The 15,605-nt window shown below is 45.2% G+C and carries 12 protein-coding genes and 2 tRNA genes; 12 read left to right on the forward strand and 2 right to left on the reverse strand.

Annotated features, from left to right (window positions below; all coding sequences use genetic code 11):
- The first annotated feature begins 59 nt into the window (after positions 1-59).
- The 11 genes from L4D78_RS25805 (at position 60) to luxS (ending at position 11,695) form a co-directional block, all read left to right on the forward strand.
- Positions 60-136 (forward strand) — tRNA-Arg (locus L4D78_RS25805).
- A gap of 52 nt (positions 137-188) precedes the next feature.
- A tRNA-Arg gene (locus tag L4D78_RS25810) sits at positions 189-265 on the forward strand.
- A 561-nt stretch (positions 266-826) separates the two neighbouring features.
- Complete coding sequence (locus L4D78_RS25815; RefSeq protein ID WP_428469586.1) at positions 827-1,075, forward strand: oxaloacetate decarboxylase subunit gamma; 249 nt, start codon at positions 827-829, stop codon at positions 1,073-1,075.
- 90 nt (positions 1,076-1,165) lie between these two features.
- Complete coding sequence (gene oadA, locus L4D78_RS25820) at positions 1,166-2,941, forward strand: sodium-extruding oxaloacetate decarboxylase subunit alpha (RefSeq protein WP_428469587.1); 1,776 nt, start codon at positions 1,166-1,168, stop codon at positions 2,939-2,941.
- Positions 2,942-2,950: 9 nt separating this feature from the next.
- Positions 2,951-4,084 (forward strand): sodium ion-translocating decarboxylase subunit beta, encoded by a 1,134-nt coding sequence (locus L4D78_RS25825; protein WP_428469588.1) that lies wholly within the window; start codon positions 2,951-2,953, stop codon positions 4,082-4,084.
- Positions 4,085-4,223: 139 nt separating this feature from the next.
- Positions 4,224-5,177, forward strand: a complete 954-nt coding sequence (locus L4D78_RS25830) for an NADP-dependent oxidoreductase (RefSeq protein WP_428469589.1) — start codon at positions 4,224-4,226, stop codon at positions 5,175-5,177.
- A 75-nt stretch (positions 5,178-5,252) separates the two neighbouring features.
- Positions 5,253-5,684 (forward strand): YqaA family protein, encoded by a 432-nt coding sequence (locus L4D78_RS25835; RefSeq protein ID WP_428469590.1) that lies wholly within the window; start codon positions 5,253-5,255, stop codon positions 5,682-5,684.
- A gap of 12 nt (positions 5,685-5,696) precedes the next feature.
- Positions 5,697-8,561, forward strand: a complete 2,865-nt coding sequence (locus tag L4D78_RS25840) for a M16 family metallopeptidase (protein WP_428469591.1) — start codon at positions 5,697-5,699, stop codon at positions 8,559-8,561.
- Positions 8,562-8,733: 172 nt separating this feature from the next.
- Complete coding sequence (gene gshA, locus L4D78_RS25845; RefSeq protein ID WP_428469592.1) at positions 8,734-10,299, forward strand: glutamate--cysteine ligase; 1,566 nt, start codon at positions 8,734-8,736, stop codon at positions 10,297-10,299.
- A gap of 131 nt (positions 10,300-10,430) precedes the next feature.
- Positions 10,431-11,057, forward strand: coding sequence for a transglycosylase SLT domain-containing protein (locus L4D78_RS25850; protein WP_428469593.1), 627 nt, complete (start codon positions 10,431-10,433; stop codon positions 11,055-11,057).
- A 119-nt stretch (positions 11,058-11,176) separates the two neighbouring features.
- Positions 11,177-11,695: an S-ribosylhomocysteine lyase gene (gene luxS / locus L4D78_RS25855; RefSeq protein WP_428469594.1), complete on the forward strand. Its 519-nt coding sequence runs from the start codon at positions 11,177-11,179 to the stop codon at positions 11,693-11,695.
- A 96-nt stretch (positions 11,696-11,791) separates the two neighbouring features.
- On the opposite strand, the gene L4D78_RS25860 is transcribed toward luxS, so the two are convergent.
- Both L4D78_RS25860 and L4D78_RS25865 read right to left on the reverse strand, forming a co-directional pair.
- Entirely contained in the window at positions 11,792-13,069 is a 1,278-nt protein-coding gene (locus L4D78_RS25860; RefSeq protein ID WP_428469595.1) for an HlyC/CorC family transporter, read from the reverse strand.
- Positions 13,070-13,147: 78 nt separating this feature from the next.
- Positions 13,148-13,945 carry a cytochrome C assembly family protein gene (locus L4D78_RS25865; protein ID WP_428469596.1) on the reverse strand — a complete coding sequence of 266 codons (798 nt, stop codon included), beginning with the start codon at positions 13,943-13,945 and terminating at the stop codon, positions 13,148-13,150.
- Positions 13,946-14,156: 211 nt separating this feature from the next.
- On the opposite strand from L4D78_RS25865, the gene ffh reads away from it, so the two are divergent.
- Positions 14,157-15,527, forward strand: coding sequence for a signal recognition particle protein (gene ffh / locus L4D78_RS25870; RefSeq protein ID WP_428460066.1), 1,371 nt, complete (start codon positions 14,157-14,159; stop codon positions 15,525-15,527).
- Positions 15,528-15,605 lie beyond the last annotated feature (78 nt).

Here is a 15,605-nt window from a genome sequence, read left to right on the forward strand (position 1 = left end):
CCATCCATTATTGATAAGCAGTGATAGTAATAGCTATTGTTGTGTAACACCGATTTAGTGCGCGTGTAGCTCAGCTGGATAGAGTACCTGGCTACGAACCAGGCGGTCGGAGGTTCGAATCCTCCCACGCGCACCATTATTGATAAGCARTGATAGTAATAGCTATTGTTGTGTAACACCGATTTAGTGCGCGTGTAGCTCAGCTGGATAGAGTACCTGGCTACGAACCAGGCGGTCGGAGGTTCGAATCCTCCCACGCGCACCATTATTTAAAGCTCAGCTTTGGCTGGGCTTTTTTATGCCTGTAAGACAGCATAAAGCGTCCAGCTTTCATGCCTATCACTGTCAGACTTTTCTTATTTCCGCTTTTTCTTTGTAACCCACCAAGTACGATCAGTCGATTTCGATTTTTTTGATGTGCTCCCTAAAATGAACTGATTTAGAATAAATAATTATATCTTTATCCGTTAAATTTGATTGGGCAATCAGCCTACGACTAACTTGCTGATATATGATTATTTTTGCAGGGAAATATGTTTTTTCTCTCATCAACCTTACGTTTACGTAAGTGTAACATCTGGTGGGTTTTCATCGCTGATAGGTATAGGAATGGGTGAATGCCGCTTAATGTTTCACAATCATTCACTGGTTATCTTTCAATAACTTGTGTTAAATTGTCGCGCTAAATAATAAAATTTAATCGAGATTGATAAAAAATATTCAAATTACCGAAAAATAAGTGTGACATGTTAATCAATTTGACATATTTTTGCTTGTCGTGATATTTCTTAACGCGCCAGTCACAAAATGAATGAAAGGAAGCATTATGGCAGATTTAGGAGCGTTGCTAACAGAAGCTGCAACAATCATGGCAACAGGCATGGTTGTGGTGTTCGTGTTTCTAAGCACTCTGATCTTTTTAGTTAAGCTGTTGGCAAAGTTTGCCTCACAGGATGACATTCCAGCCGCGGTGAATAAGCCATCGCCAGCTGTTGTTAATCGCAATGGTGTACAGCCAGAGGTGGTTGCTGCAATTTCTGCAGCCGTTCACCAGTACCGAAAGCAAAACGCATAAACCAGATGTTTTGCTCAGAGCATTTTAAACCTCTGACAGGTATTTATATTGTGATTTTTAGGACGAATTTTTTACAAGGAGTTTGTGAGCATGTCCAAGTCTTTAGCGATCACCGATGTAGTGTTACGTGACGCCCATCAGTCTTTATTTGCTACCCGTATGCGTATCGAAGATATGCTGCCAATTGCTGAACAGCTCGATAACATCGGCTACTGGTCTTTGGAAACATGGGGCGGCGCTACCTTCGACTCTTGTATTCGTTATCTTGGTGAAGACCCTTGGGAACGCCTAAGAGCTTTGAAGCAAGCGATGCCTAAAACCCCAATGCAAATGTTGCTACGAGGGCAAAATTTACTGGGCTACCGTCATTATGCTGATGATGTGGTTGAAAAGTTTGTTGAGCGAGCACATGCCAATGGTATGGATGTTTTCCGTATCTTTGATGCCATGAATGATGTACGTAACTTTGAAAAGGCGGTGAAATCAGCGATTGATGTTGGTGCTCATGCCCAAGGCACAATTTCTTACACAACGAGCCCCGTCCATAACCTAGACACTTGGACCGATCTTGCTAAGCGCCTAGAAGACTTGGGTTGCCATTCGATTTGTATCAAAGATATGTCTGGTTTACTCAAGCCTTATGAAGCTGAAGAGCTGGTGAAGCGCATCAAAGCTTCTTGTGATGTACCATTAGCGCTTCATTGCCACGCGACTACTGGCCTATCAACAGCGACAGCGGTGAAAGCCGTTGAAGCAGGCCTCGATATCCTAGATACCTCTGTGTCATCCATGAGCCAAACTTACGGCCATACCCCAACGGAAACCGTTATTGCAATGCTAGAAGGTACCGAGCGTGATACTAAACTCGATCTTCAGCAGATGGCGCCAATAGCAAGCTACTTCCGCGATGTACGTAAAAAGTATGCCAAATTTGAAGGGAGCTTGAAGGGCGTTGATGCGCGTATTTTACTCGCTCAAGTGCCTGGTGGCATGTTGACGAATATGGAAAGCCAACTTAAAGAGCAAGGTGCCTCTGATCGCTTTGATGAAGTGTTGGAAGAGATCCCACGTGTACGTGAAGATTTAGGTTTTATTCCGTTAGTCACCCCAACATCGCAAATTGTGGGTACTCAAGCGGTATTGAATGTATTGACTGGCGAACGTTATAAAAGCATTTCAAAAGAAACGGCTGGTGTACTGAAAGGTGAGTACGGCGCAGCGCCAGCGCCAGTGAATGCTGAACTGCAAGCTCGAGTGCTTGACGGCGGTGAGCCTGTGGTGTGTCGACCTGCTGATCTATTAGTGTCTGAGCTTGATACGTTAACGGACGACTTATCAGAAAAGGCGAAAACGGATAATATCCAGCTTGCCGACGCGGTTGTCGATGATGTATTAACTTATGCTTTATTTCCTCAAGTTGGTCTCAATTTCCTTAAAAACCGAAATAACCCTGATGCTTTTGAGCCTGTACCAAGTGCAGAACCGGAAGTTGCTGCCCCTGCGGCCTCTGTGCAACCTGCATCGGTTCCGACGGCGATTGAGGCGTACAGCGTTAACGTGAATGGCCAAGTTTATAATGTCGAAGTTGGTCCTGCTGGTGAAGTGTCATCGGTTGCCCCTGCAGCAGTCCCCGTAGCTGCTCCAGCTTCGGAGGCTGAATCGGTCCCTGCACCGTTGGCTGGGAATATCTTTAAAATCAATGTTCAGCCAGGTAACCAAGTCTCGGAAGGTGACGTATTAGTTGTGCTTGAAGCAATGAAGATGGAAACGGAAATACGTGCTGCTCGTAGTGGTACCGTTCAGGATCTTCATGTGAAGGAAGGTGACTCTGTTTCCGTAGGATCTCCGATCCTGAGCTTGGCGTAAGAGGTTACCATGGAAGGTTTATTAAAACTCTGGAATGAAACTGGGATAGCCAACTTCGAGTTTGGCCAAATTGTTATGATGTTGGTTGGTGCTGGGTTGCTGTTCTTAGCTATCCGTAAAGGTTTTGAGCCTTTATTGCTCCTTCCAATGGGCTTCGGTGCCATTTTAGCGAACATTCCCAATGCTGGCTTTACTGATCCTGGTGGGTTGCTTTATTACATCTATTATATTGGGATTGAAACAGGGGTATTTCCACTGTTGATCTTTATGGGTGTAGGGGCAATGACGGATTTTGGTGCGCTTATCGCGAACCCGAAAACATTGCTATTAGGTGCTGCCGCGCAGTTTGGGATTTTCTTCACGCTGTTCGGCGCCATTTTGTTGAATGTGATCCCTGGGATGGAGTTCACCCTTGCTGATGCGTCATCGATAGCGATCATCGGTGGTGCTGATGGCCCAACCGCGATTTTCCTTGCGAGTCGGTTATCGCCTGATCTGTTAGGGGCAATTGCGGTTGCAGCCTACAGCTATATGGCGTTGGTACCAATCATTCAACCGCCGATTATGAAGGCATTAACGACTCCAGAAGAACGCACCATTAAAATGCAGCAGCTTCGCCATGTAAGCAAAGCGGAAAAGATATTATTTCCGCTGGCTGTCTTGTTCATGACAATTTTGTTCCTGCCATCAGCAACGCCACTCGTCGGTATGTTCTGTCTCGGTAACTTAATGCGTGAATCCGGTGTGGTTGACCGTTTATCAAATACCGTTCAGAACGAATTGATAAATATTGTCACGATCATGCTTGGTCTCGGCGTTGGCTCTAAATTGGCGGCCGAGCAGTTCTTACGCTTTGAGACTCTCGGCATTCTTGTGCTAGGTGCGGTCGCATTTAGTGTCGGAACTGGCGGCGGTGTCTTGATGGCGAAATTACTCAATCGCTTTAGTAAAGAAGACATTAATCCATTAATTGGGGCTGCTGGTGTATCTGCAGTACCGATGGCAGCAAGAGTTGTGAATAAGGTTGGCCTTGAAGCTAACCCGCAGAACTTTTTGCTAATGCATGCTATGGGACCGAATGTGGCAGGTGTGCTTGGTTCCGCTGTTGCGGCTGGTATCTTACTTGCCCTCGTTGGCGGCTAATACCAGAAAGGTGCCGTTAGCCCTTTGAAACAATTTGAAACGGGTAGCCAGTGTGCTACCCGTTTTTTTTTGCCGTAAATACGTTATTGTACAAGGCTAAAAGAGCTTGCAGCGCTGTCGTTTTAAAAGGATAGAGATAATGAATTATCAGCAACTTGCGATTACAGAGTTTGGGGCACCGTTAGTATTAGCGTTACAAGAAAGAGCTTTGCCTAGACCAGAAAATGGACAGGTCCTAGTGAAGGTCAGCTACGCGGGCATCAATCCTATTGATGCCAAAACACGGGCAGGCTTAGGTTGGGCAGCCCAGCAAAATAAAGACAATTTGCCATGGGTTCCGGGCTACGACATTGCTGGCGAAGTGCTTGCTTGTGGCGAAGGTGCGGAGTGCTGGCAAGCGGGCGATAGGGTATCAGGCTTCATTGGCTTTCCATTAGGTGGTGGTGGCTATAGTGAGTATGTTGTTGCTGAGGCTGCTTCATTAACCAAGGTTGCGCCATCTATCGCGCTCAGCCAAGCGGCCGCTTTACCACTGGCTGGACAGACGGCGTGGCAGGCATTAGAGAAGGTTGGTGTTAAAGCCAATAAGCGAGTACTGATTTTAGCGGGAGCTGGCGGTGTCGGCCATCTCGCGATTCAACTTGCTGTTGCACAAGGCGCACAAGTTATTGCCAGTTGCTCGCCAGCCAATATCCCTTTTGTGACAGCTTTAGGTGCTGAAGCGCTTGATTACTATAAAGCCCCATTGGCTGAACAGTTGGACAGTGTGGATTGCCTTGTAGACCTTATGGGAGGGGATGTCGGCATCGCCGCTTTGTCATGTGTTAAAGCGGGAGGCAAGGTAGTGACCATTCCAACCATTACTGCAGAGGCGGTTATTGAGCAAGCAAGCTTACAAGGTTTACAAGCGGAAGGTATGCTCGTTAGCCCTTCTGTTGAACAGAACAAAGCAATGATGGCAATGATCGAGGCTGGCAGTTTGAATGTACATGTTGCTGGTGAGTTCCCCCTTTCTGATGGAGCAAAGGCACATCAACAGATCGAATCAGGCCACACGCGAGGGAAACTGATTTTGACAATGGATCGCTCATAATACATCTCGGCGGTGAATACTTTTACCGTCTTAAATTTCAATAAGTAACAAGACAATCAAGAATAAGTTATTTCAATGCTAGAGTTATTTAATGGCGAGTCAGCCTTATGGGTACTTTTTACGACAGGTTTTTTAAGTGCGACGTTATTGCCTGGCGGATCAGAAGCGAACTTAATTGCCACGATCAAACTGGGTGATAATGCGATTTGGCTGGTAGTTGCTGTTGCAACAATAGGTAACACCTTGGGAGGTATGACTAACTATTGGTTAGGAAGACTGCTCCCTGATAAAACTTCTAACGAAAAACATGGTCATAAAGCATTACAATGGCTAAAAAAATACGGTTATTGGTCGTTGCTGTTTAGTTGGTTACCTGTGATTGGTGACCCTCTCTGTCTTGCGGCGGGCTGGTTACGAATGCGACATTGGCTGAGCTTTTTCATTATCATGATAGGCAAGGCTGTTCGTTACATCGTACTTGCGATGATCGTTCAAGGTTTATTATAAGGAAGGCTTTTAGTGCAAAAGTGGATTCTGGGGATTACGTTGATTTCTCTGGCTGGTTGTAGCCAATTTCAGAAACAGCAGGGCAACCAGCCCGAATTACCTGAAGGGGTAGCATTTGTTGAACAGGTGACGGCCGACCAGTCATCAACAACACCTGTTATTCCATACTCAAAATATACTTTATCAAATGGCTTAACCGTAGTCTTGCATGAGGATAACTCCGATCCATTAGTGCATGTTGATATGACCTACCATGTCGGATCTGCCCGTGAAGAACTTGGGAAATCAGGTTTTGCCCACTTCTTTGAACATATGATGTTTCAGGGCTCTGAGAATGTTGGTGATCAGGAGCATTTTCGCTTGATCACTGAAGCGGGCGGTACGCTAAACGGAACCACGAACCGTGATCGTACCAATTATTTTCAAACGGTCCCTGCGAACCAATTGGAAAAAATCTTGTGGTTAGAAGCGGATCGGATGGGCTTTTTGCTCGAAGCTGTTTCTCAGCGAAAGTTTGAGATCCAGCGCTCAACGGTGAAAAATGAACGTGCCCAGCGTTATGAAAACCGTCCTTACGGATTAGTGTATGAGCGTATGGGTGAAGCGTTATATCCACGTACACACCCATATTCTTGGCAAACTATCGGCTACATAGAAGATCTTGATCGAGTAGATGTTAATGATCTTAAAGCTTTTTTCCTTCGTTGGTATGGCCCAAACAACGCCACATTAACCATTGGTGGTGATCTTGATGTTGAACAAACACTGGAGTGGGTCAATAAGTACTACGGTTCGATTCCACGAGGCCCTGAGGTTGAAAAGCCTGCAAAGATGCCTGTCACTTTAGAGCAGGATCTGTACTTAACACTAGAAGATAAAATTCAACAACCAATGCTGTTAATGGCATGGCCTACATCGTATAACGGAGCTGAAGATGAAGCGTCGCTTGATATGCTCGCGCGAGTCATTGGTGGCGGAAAAAATAGTCTGATGTATCAGAACTTGGTAAAAACCGGTGATGTTGTTGATGCTGGTGCATTCCATGATTGTGCCGAGTTAGCCTGTACTATGTATGTTTATGCGATTGGTCAGAGCGGTGATGAAGGCAATTTAAAAACACTGCGCAAACAAGTTACCGATATCATGGATGGACTTGAACAGCGTGGCGTGAATACAAACGAGCTTAATGAATTAAAGGGAATGGTTGAAGCGAACGCTATCTTTGGTTTGCAGAGTGTGAGTGGAAAAGTCTCGCAGTTAGCAGCCTATGAGACATTCTTTAATGATCCAAGCTACCTACGTACTGAATTGAGTAACCTCCGGACGGTGACGACGGCAAGTATGGAGCAAGTGTATATGGATTACCTTAATGGTAACCCAAGCGTCACACTAAGCGTTGTTCCGAAAGGTAAAACGGAGATCGAAGCGGCTAAGCCAAACTTTACACCCGCACCACGTATCATTCCTGAATTTACCAAAGTGACTGAAGCGGATTTGAATAAGCAGATGCGCGTAACAAAAGATGACTTTGATCGTTCCGTAATGCCGCAACCTTCATCTCCTGTTGAAGCGGTTATCCCGGAATTGTATGAGTTTGAGTTAGCCAACGGTATTAAAGTGCTTGGTACTGAATACCAAGAAACCCCTACCGTTGAATTACAAATGGTATTACCTGCAGGGCGCCGCTTCGAGCCAGAAAATAAAACGGGTCTGGCCAAGTTAACCGCCAGCATGATGGCTGAAGCAACACAAAAATCGACGGTGGAAGAATTGTCTTCGCGCTTAGATATGCTAGGCAGTACAGTCAATTTCAGTGCGGGTTTATATAGTACTGTGGTGTCGGTAACTACGCTTGAGAAAAACTTGCAAGAAACGCTCACTATTTTGGAAGAGCGATTATTATCTCCGGCTTTTGCTCAGGCTGATTTTGATCGCGTTAAGCAGCAAGCCTTAGAAGGCATCGTGTATGAACATCAGCGTCCAGCATGGCTGGCAGGGCAAGCAACACGCGAAGTCTTATTTGGAGGGACAAACTTCAGTTTACCTCCTGAAGGAACAAAAGCCTCGATTGAAGCGATCACGCTTGCTGATGTGAAAGCGTTCTACCAACGTTACTACACACCGAACGGTGCCGATATTGTGGTTGTTGGTGATATTACAGCTGCAGAGTTGAAATCGAACCTAAGCTTTCTTGCTAATTGGGAAGGGATGCCAAAACCGACATACATAACGCCGGAATTACCATCATTGGACGGGCAAACTGTATGGTTGGTAGATAAACCAGGTGCACCTCAAACCGTGGTTCGTCTAGCGCGACAAGGCCTACCTTATGATGCAACAGGCGAGTTATTCGAAACGCAGCTAGCAAACTTTAATTTGGCGGGTAACTTTAATAGCCGTATTAATCTCAACCTACGAGAAGATAAAGGCTACACCTATGGTGCCGGCGGTTATCAAAGCGGTGGTAAAGAGGTTGGCTTATCGGTGTATTACGCTCAGGTTCGTGCCGATGCGACATTGGCCTCAGTCCAAGAGTTTCTTGCTGAGTTAGAGAAAATGTCTAGCCAAGGGGTGAGTGATGAAGAGTTGGCGTTTATGCGTTTGGCCGTTGGCCAGAAAGATGCGTTGAATTATGAAACGCCAAGTAAAAAGGCTCAGTTGCTTGGGCAAATCCTCACTTATTCGTTACCTGTCAACTTCATTGATACGCGTAATGAAATGGTAGCCTCTATCAGTAAAGAGCGTATTAATGCATTAGCGGCAAAATGGTTTAACCCAAATGATTATCAAATCATAGTTGTGGGTGATGCCAAGACGCTTGAACCACAATTAAAGACATTAGGGCAGCCCGTTAAGTTGCTTGAACCGCAAATGTAAATAACCATCAATAATGCCGACAGCCAGTGCTGTCGGCTTTTATTTACTTGGATTAAACAGTAGTTTGATTGTTTCTATATCGTAAAAGTGTTTCGATATAATAATCGTGGTAATCGTTAAAAATAATGATTACTCTACCTCACTTAGTTGTTAATGATTGAGAATTATCGTAATGGACTTTTCACAAAGGTTGCAGCAAGTCGCTGCGAATTCTGACGCACTTACCCAGATTGGCCGTGGCCTTGAGCGTGAAGCACTGCGAATTACCCCGCAGGGAGGGTTGTCTGCTAAATCTCATCCTGCTGATTTAGGCTCTGCGCTTACCAATAAATGGGTGACAACTGACTTTGCTGAGTCATTGCTAGAGTTCATTACCCCTGTGTCTCAAAATGTTGACCATTTATTGGGCCAACTTGGAGATATCCATCAATTTACTTACTCGACTTTAGGACAGGAAAACCTGTGGCCGATGTCGATGCCTTGTTTTGTGGGTAATCAAAATGATATCCACCTAGCGCAATACGGTGAGTCTAATTCCGGTAAAATGAAAACGTTATACCGTGAAGGTTTGAAACACCGTTACGGCAGTGTTATGCAGATCATTTCTGGGGTGCATTTTAACTTTTCATTTCCTGAGGCATTTTGGGAGCAGCTATTTGGTGAGCAAGAAACTGAAGCTCGTCAAAACTCAATCTCTGATGCCTATTTTGGCCTGATCCGTAACTATTACCGTTTTGGTTGGTTGATCCCTTATTTGTTTGGGGCATCACCAGCACTGTGTGGATCGTTCCTGAATAAAAGCTCATCGTCGATGAACTTTGAGAAGGTTGGTGCTGGTACCTATTACTTACCCAATGCCACGGCATTGCGATTGAGTGATTTGGGTTATACCAATAATGAGCAAAGTTCGTTAAAAATTGGCTTCAATAGCTTGGATCAATATCTCGATGGGTTGAAAAGTGCGATTCGTACACCATCAACGGAGTTTGCTAAAATCGGCGTGAAAGTTGATGGTGAATACCGCCAATTGAATGCCAACGTTTTACAAATTGAGAATGAACTTTATGCTCCTATTCGCCCTAAACGCGTGGCGAATAATGGTGAGAAACCATCAGAAGCCCTTTCTCGAGCTGGGGTTGAGTACATTGAAGTTCGCTCATTGGATGTGAATCCGTTTAGCCCTGTTGGTATTACGGCTGATCAGGTCCGTTTTCTTGATTTATTCCTAACTTGGGCCGTGCTGTCACCGTCGGATATGATGGATGATGCCGAGCTTGAGTGTTGGAGAGATAACTGGAACCGTGTTGTTATCGATGGACGTAATCCTGAGTTAGAGCTGAAAATTGGCTGCAATGGTGAACGTTTAACCGTTAAACAATGGGGTACGCGTGTCTTTGCTGAGTTGGCACAAGTTGCAGAGGCGATGGACATTGCTGCGGGTAATACAGAGTACCAGCAAACACTTGAACGTTTGCAAGCTTGGGTTGAAGACCCATCTCTCACGTTGTCTGCGCAATTACTTGAGCAAATTAAAGCACATGATGGCATTGGTGGTGTGGGTTTATCATTGGCTCAGGCTCACAGTAACGAGCTTAATGCGCGTGATTACCAGTTTTATAATCAGCAGATGATGGAAGAAGAGGCTGAAGCCTCGGTTGAGAAGCAGCAACAAATTGAGCTGGCTGATAGCCAATCATTTGATGTGTTTCTTGATGACTATTTTGCCGACTTAAAATAGATAACTCGGTAGATCAAATATAAAAAAAGGGCAGCGTACTAGCTGCCCGACAATACATTTAATTTCGCAGGGATGACGACTGAAAGTATCAGTCAGTCACCTATTTGACCGTAGGGATAGCATAAGGTTCCATGGTAGTTTTCAAGAAGCCGCAATATTTCCGCCTTGTTTTGATTTTTCTCTCTGCCTTACTTCTTGTTGGTTGTGCTTCACCGCCGCCTAAAAACCAATCCAACGTGTGCGATATCTTCCGTGAATATCCCAAATGGTATGAATCCGCGTTAGATATGCAGGAAGAGTGGGGCACACCTATTCAAGTTGCCATGGCGTTTATCAAACAAGAAAGTAGCTTTCGTCATGATGCTCGTCCCCCTAAGAAGTACGTCCTTGGCTTTATTCCATGGGGGCGCATGAGTAGTGCGTACGGGTACGCACAAGCACAAGATCCTGCATGGAGTGATTACCAAAAAGCAACGCGTAATGGCGGCTCTCGAACCAATTTTGGTGATGCCCTAATGTTTGTGGGTTGGTATACCCATGAAACCCAGCGTCAGTTGGGGATCTCGAAATGGGATAGCTATAATCAGTACTTGGCTTACCATGAAGGTCGGGGCGGCTACAAGCGTGGCAGCTATAACGCTAAGCCGAACCTGATAAAAGTATCCCGACGGGTTGAACAGCAGGCTAAGGACTATGGCTGGCAACTAAGTCAGTGCCGTAAAGAGCTAGAAGATAACCGCAGCTGGTGGCCATTTTAACCTTCATGTTCATGTATTGGTTGGCAAGAAGGTAACCGGTTTTCGTAAACAGTGAATAAATTCTCTAACGAAGCGATTAGGTTTCGTCTGGGAGTCTCAGGCAAAGGAGCTAGGAAGTAATGCCATTATTAGATAGTTTTACCGTAGACCACACTCGCATGCATGCCCCTGCGGTACGCGTCGCGAAAACCATGCAAACCCCAAAGGGTGATACGATCACTGTTTTTGATTTGCGCTTTTGTCGCCCAAATGCTGAGATCCTTAGCGAGCGCGGTATTCATACCCTTGAACACCTTTACGCAGGCTTTATGCGTAATCACCTTAATTCCGATAGCGTTGAAATTATCGATATCTCACCAATGGGGTGTCGCACTGGTTTCTACATGAGCTTGATTGGTACACCAAGTGAGCAGCTGGTCGCCGAAAGCTGGACGGCTGCAATGGAAGATGTGCTGAAGGTTGAGTCACAAGATAAAATCCCAGAATTGAACGAGTACCAGTGCGGTACTTTTAGCATGCACTCTTTAGAAGAGGCACAAGCGATTGCACGGAATATCCTTGATCATGGTATTAACGTGAACAAGAATGATGAGTTAGCATTGCCAGATGCGATGTTACAAGATCTAAAGGTAAAGTAATCGTGTTACCTTTTGTTGCTAAATGCAGCGAAAAAGAAAGCCGACATTAATAATGTCGGCTTTTTTATAGCACTTATCTTATAGATATGATTAGCGTTAACCTGTTTCTTGCAACTGGTTTGGTAAAACCTTTACCTGCTTAATCATATTCTCAGACACTTCAATGATTTCCATGTGGTAGCCGGAGAGTTCAATGCTGATCTGACTATCAGGAATATCTTCCAGATGCTCTAGGATCAATCCATTAAGCGTACGAGGCCCATCCGTCGGTAGCACCCAGTTTAGGCTTTTGTTCAAATCACGAATATTCGCACTGCCTTCAATCACCAAACTACCATCTGGCAGTGGTGTGATTTCTTCAGCCAATGTGGGACTAATCGAAGTGGTGAATTCACCAACAATTTCTTCAAGAATATCTTCAAGAGTGATTAACCCTTGAATATCACCATATTCATCAACAATTAAGCCAATGCGTTCTTTATTACGTTGGAATTTGAGCAGCTGGATATTCAATGGCGTGCCTTCCGGAATGAAGTAGACTTCATCAGCAGCTCGCAGCAGGTTCTTTTTACTGAAATCGTTCTTATCCATCATCAAGCGGTAGGCTTCACGAACGCGGAGCATGCCAACCACTTCATCAATGCTGTCACGATACAATACAATTCGGCCGTGAGCAGAGTGGCTCAGCTGTCGAACGATGGATTTCCAATCATCGTTAATATTAATCGCGGCAATTTCACTGCGAGGTACCATGAGATCCTCAACCGTGACATTTTCTAAATCCAAAATCGACAGCAGCATGTCTTGGTGCCGACGTGGAATTAGCCCTCCCGCTTCGTTTACCACGGTGCGTAGTTCATCTGAACTCAACTTGGCATCATTCATGTTGCTGACTTTTAGGCCAAGCAAACGTAAAAAACCATTAGTGATGCCATTGATAACCCACACCAACGGGTAGAGTACTTTCATCAATATACGCAGAACAATACTGCTGGCATAAGACACCCGCTCAGGGTAAAGCGCGGCAAGGGTTTTGGGCGTAACTTCGGCAAAAACCAATACGACCAAGGTGAGTGCCCCTGTTGCGATTGCGACACCCATATCACCATATAGGCGCATGCCTATAATGGTAGCGATAGCGGAAGCGAGGATATTGACTAAGTTATTTCCGATCAAGATCAAGCCGATCAAGCGATCTGGCCGAGACAGCAGCTTCTCAACCCGTTTAGCGCCACGGTGACCTTGGTTGGCGAGATGCCTCAATTTATAGCGATTGAGTGCCATCATGCCAGTTTCAGAACCAGAGAAGTATCCGGAAATGACGAGAAGTAATATCAGAAGAGAAAATAAAATGCTCGTAGATATGTCGTCCAAAAAGCGATGTCCTTAACGTTTCTGTTACAAGTACTTTGTACCTAGAGCAACGGGGTGTCAATAAATGGAGCGTCTAAATTATGCGCCAATGATAATTTCTTTAACGAAGCGGCTGCCGAAATAGGCCAGTGTCAGTAAAAAAGCACCTATCATACTAAACCATACAACCCGACGCCCACGCCAGCCCTGCTGGTAGTGTCCCCACAGTAATACACTGTAAACTCCCCAAGCAAGCAGGGATAGGATGGCTTTATGCAGCTTACCTTGCGCAAACATATCTTGGATAAAGATGAAGCCAGTGAGCAGTGTCACAGTCAATAAACCATTTCCGACCAGAATGATCTTGAAAAGCTGACGTTCAACCATCATTAATGGAGGTATGTTCGGGTTGATCATTAAGCTCTTCTTATTCTTTAACTTGTGATCGAGCCAAGCCAATTGAATGGCGTACAATGTGGCAATCATCAAGGTAGAGTAAGAAAATAACGCTAAAGATATGTGTAGCAGTACCTGAGGGTGGGTTTCTAAATGGGTAATAAAAGCACTTGGGAGCAAGGTTGCGGCTGATAAATTAATCGCGGCAAAACTATAGACGATAGGCAATAAAAACCACACTCGCATACGAAGCATGGCGCCAGAGGTGATTATTGCTATTAATAAGCTGATCAGCGAAGCGACGTTCAGCATACTGAGGTTTTGCCCTGAACCACCGAGAATCAAATCTTTAAGCAGTAGGGTATGCAAGGCAATAGCCGCTAGCGCCAGGAAAAAGACTGGCTTGGTTTTGATGCCATTGCTATTGGTCAATCCAGGAACAACAAGCCCTAGAGCTAGAAAGTATAGGCAAGCAGCCAATAAGGCAATTAACATATCCATAGTAAACTTAACTATTTAAGATGGTAGGAGTTCGCAATTATACCCTGCTAGCAGGCTGTCTGCTACGGCAAAGCCAATATGAATCGGTTAGCACGAGCGATTTGTTTACCTTTGTCACAGTGAAAGTGGCGTGAAGGCATGAAAGCAGGGCACAGATTGCGTTATACTAGCCAGATCTTACAGATTTAGTTGCGTAACGAGCGAGTAGCACATGTTCGAAAATTTAACGGAGCGTTTATCGCGAACGCTTAAGACTGTCAGCGGCCGAGGTCGACTGACTGATGACAACATTAAAGATACGTTACGTGAAGTACGTATGGCGTTACTCGAAGCTGATGTTGCGCTTCCTGTTGTCCGTGATTTTGTTAAGCGTGTAAAAGAGCGCGCGGTCGGTACTGAAGTATCGAAAAGCCTGACACCAGGCCAAGAGTTCATCAAGATTGTTCAGGCAGAGCTTGAAAGTTTGATGGGCGACTCGAATGAAGATTTGAACCTCGCAAGCCAACCGCCAGCGGTTATCTTGATGGCAGGTCTTCAGGGTGCAGGTAAAACAACCAGTGTTGGTAAACTGGGTAAACTTCTTAAAGAGCGCCAGAAGAAAAAAGTACTGGTTGTTTCTGCCGATGTATACCGCCCGGCTGCGATCAAACAGCTAGAAACATTGGCTGAAGATATTGGTATCGATTTCTTCCCGTCAACGGCCGATCAGAAGCCAATTGACATTGTTAATGCCGCACTCGCGCACAGTAAGCTTAAGTTTTACGATGTGCTGATTGTCGATACTGCAGGTCGCCTGCATGTCGATGGCGAGATGATGGATGAAATCAAAGATGTTCATCAGGCCATTAACCCAGTAGAGACGCTGTTCGTGGTTGATGCCATGACCGGTCAAGATGCGGCTAATACAGCAAAAGCCTTCGACGAGGCGCTGCCACTTACGGGTGTGATCCTAACCAAAGTCGACGGTGATGCTCGTGGTGGTGCAGCACTGTCTGTTCGCCATATTACAGGGAAGCCAATCAAGTTCTTGGGTGTGGGTGAAAAGACCGATGCACTTGAACCGTTTTTCCCTGATCGCGTTGCTTCTCGTATCTTAGGTATGGGTGACGTAATGTCACTGATCGAAGATCTAGAGCGTAATGTCGACAAAGATAAAGCTGAGCAATTAGCCAAGAAGTTTAAAGAGAAGAAAGGTTTTGACCTTGAAGACTTCCTCGGCCAGTTACAGCAAATGAAAAACATGGGCGGCATGATGGGTATGATGGATAAATTACCTGGCATGTCACAGTTACCGGGTAATGTGAAAGATCAGGTTGATGATAAAATGTTCAACCAGATGGAAGCCATCATTAACTCCATGACCCCAGGTGAGCGAACTCGCCCTGAAATCATCAAAGGGTCGCGTAAAAAGCGTATTGCAATGGGTTCTGGTACACAGGTACAAGACGTAAACCGCTTACTTAAGCAGTTCACCCAAATGCAGAAGATGATGAAAAAGATGCAGAAAGGCGGCATGAAGAACATGATGCGCAACATGAAAGGCATGATGCCTGGTGGTGGCGGCGGTATGTTCGGTCGATAATCAGTATAACCCTAGGTAAAACAAGGCTTGGTCGGTTGGAATTTCTTTTAACTGGTGAAAAAGTAGCTAAAGCGGTTG

This window comes from Photobacterium minamisatsumaniensis, assembly GCF_050336695.1.
In the GTDB taxonomy this organism is placed as follows: Bacteria; Pseudomonadota; Gammaproteobacteria; order Enterobacterales; family Vibrionaceae; genus Photobacterium; species Photobacterium minamisatsumaniensis.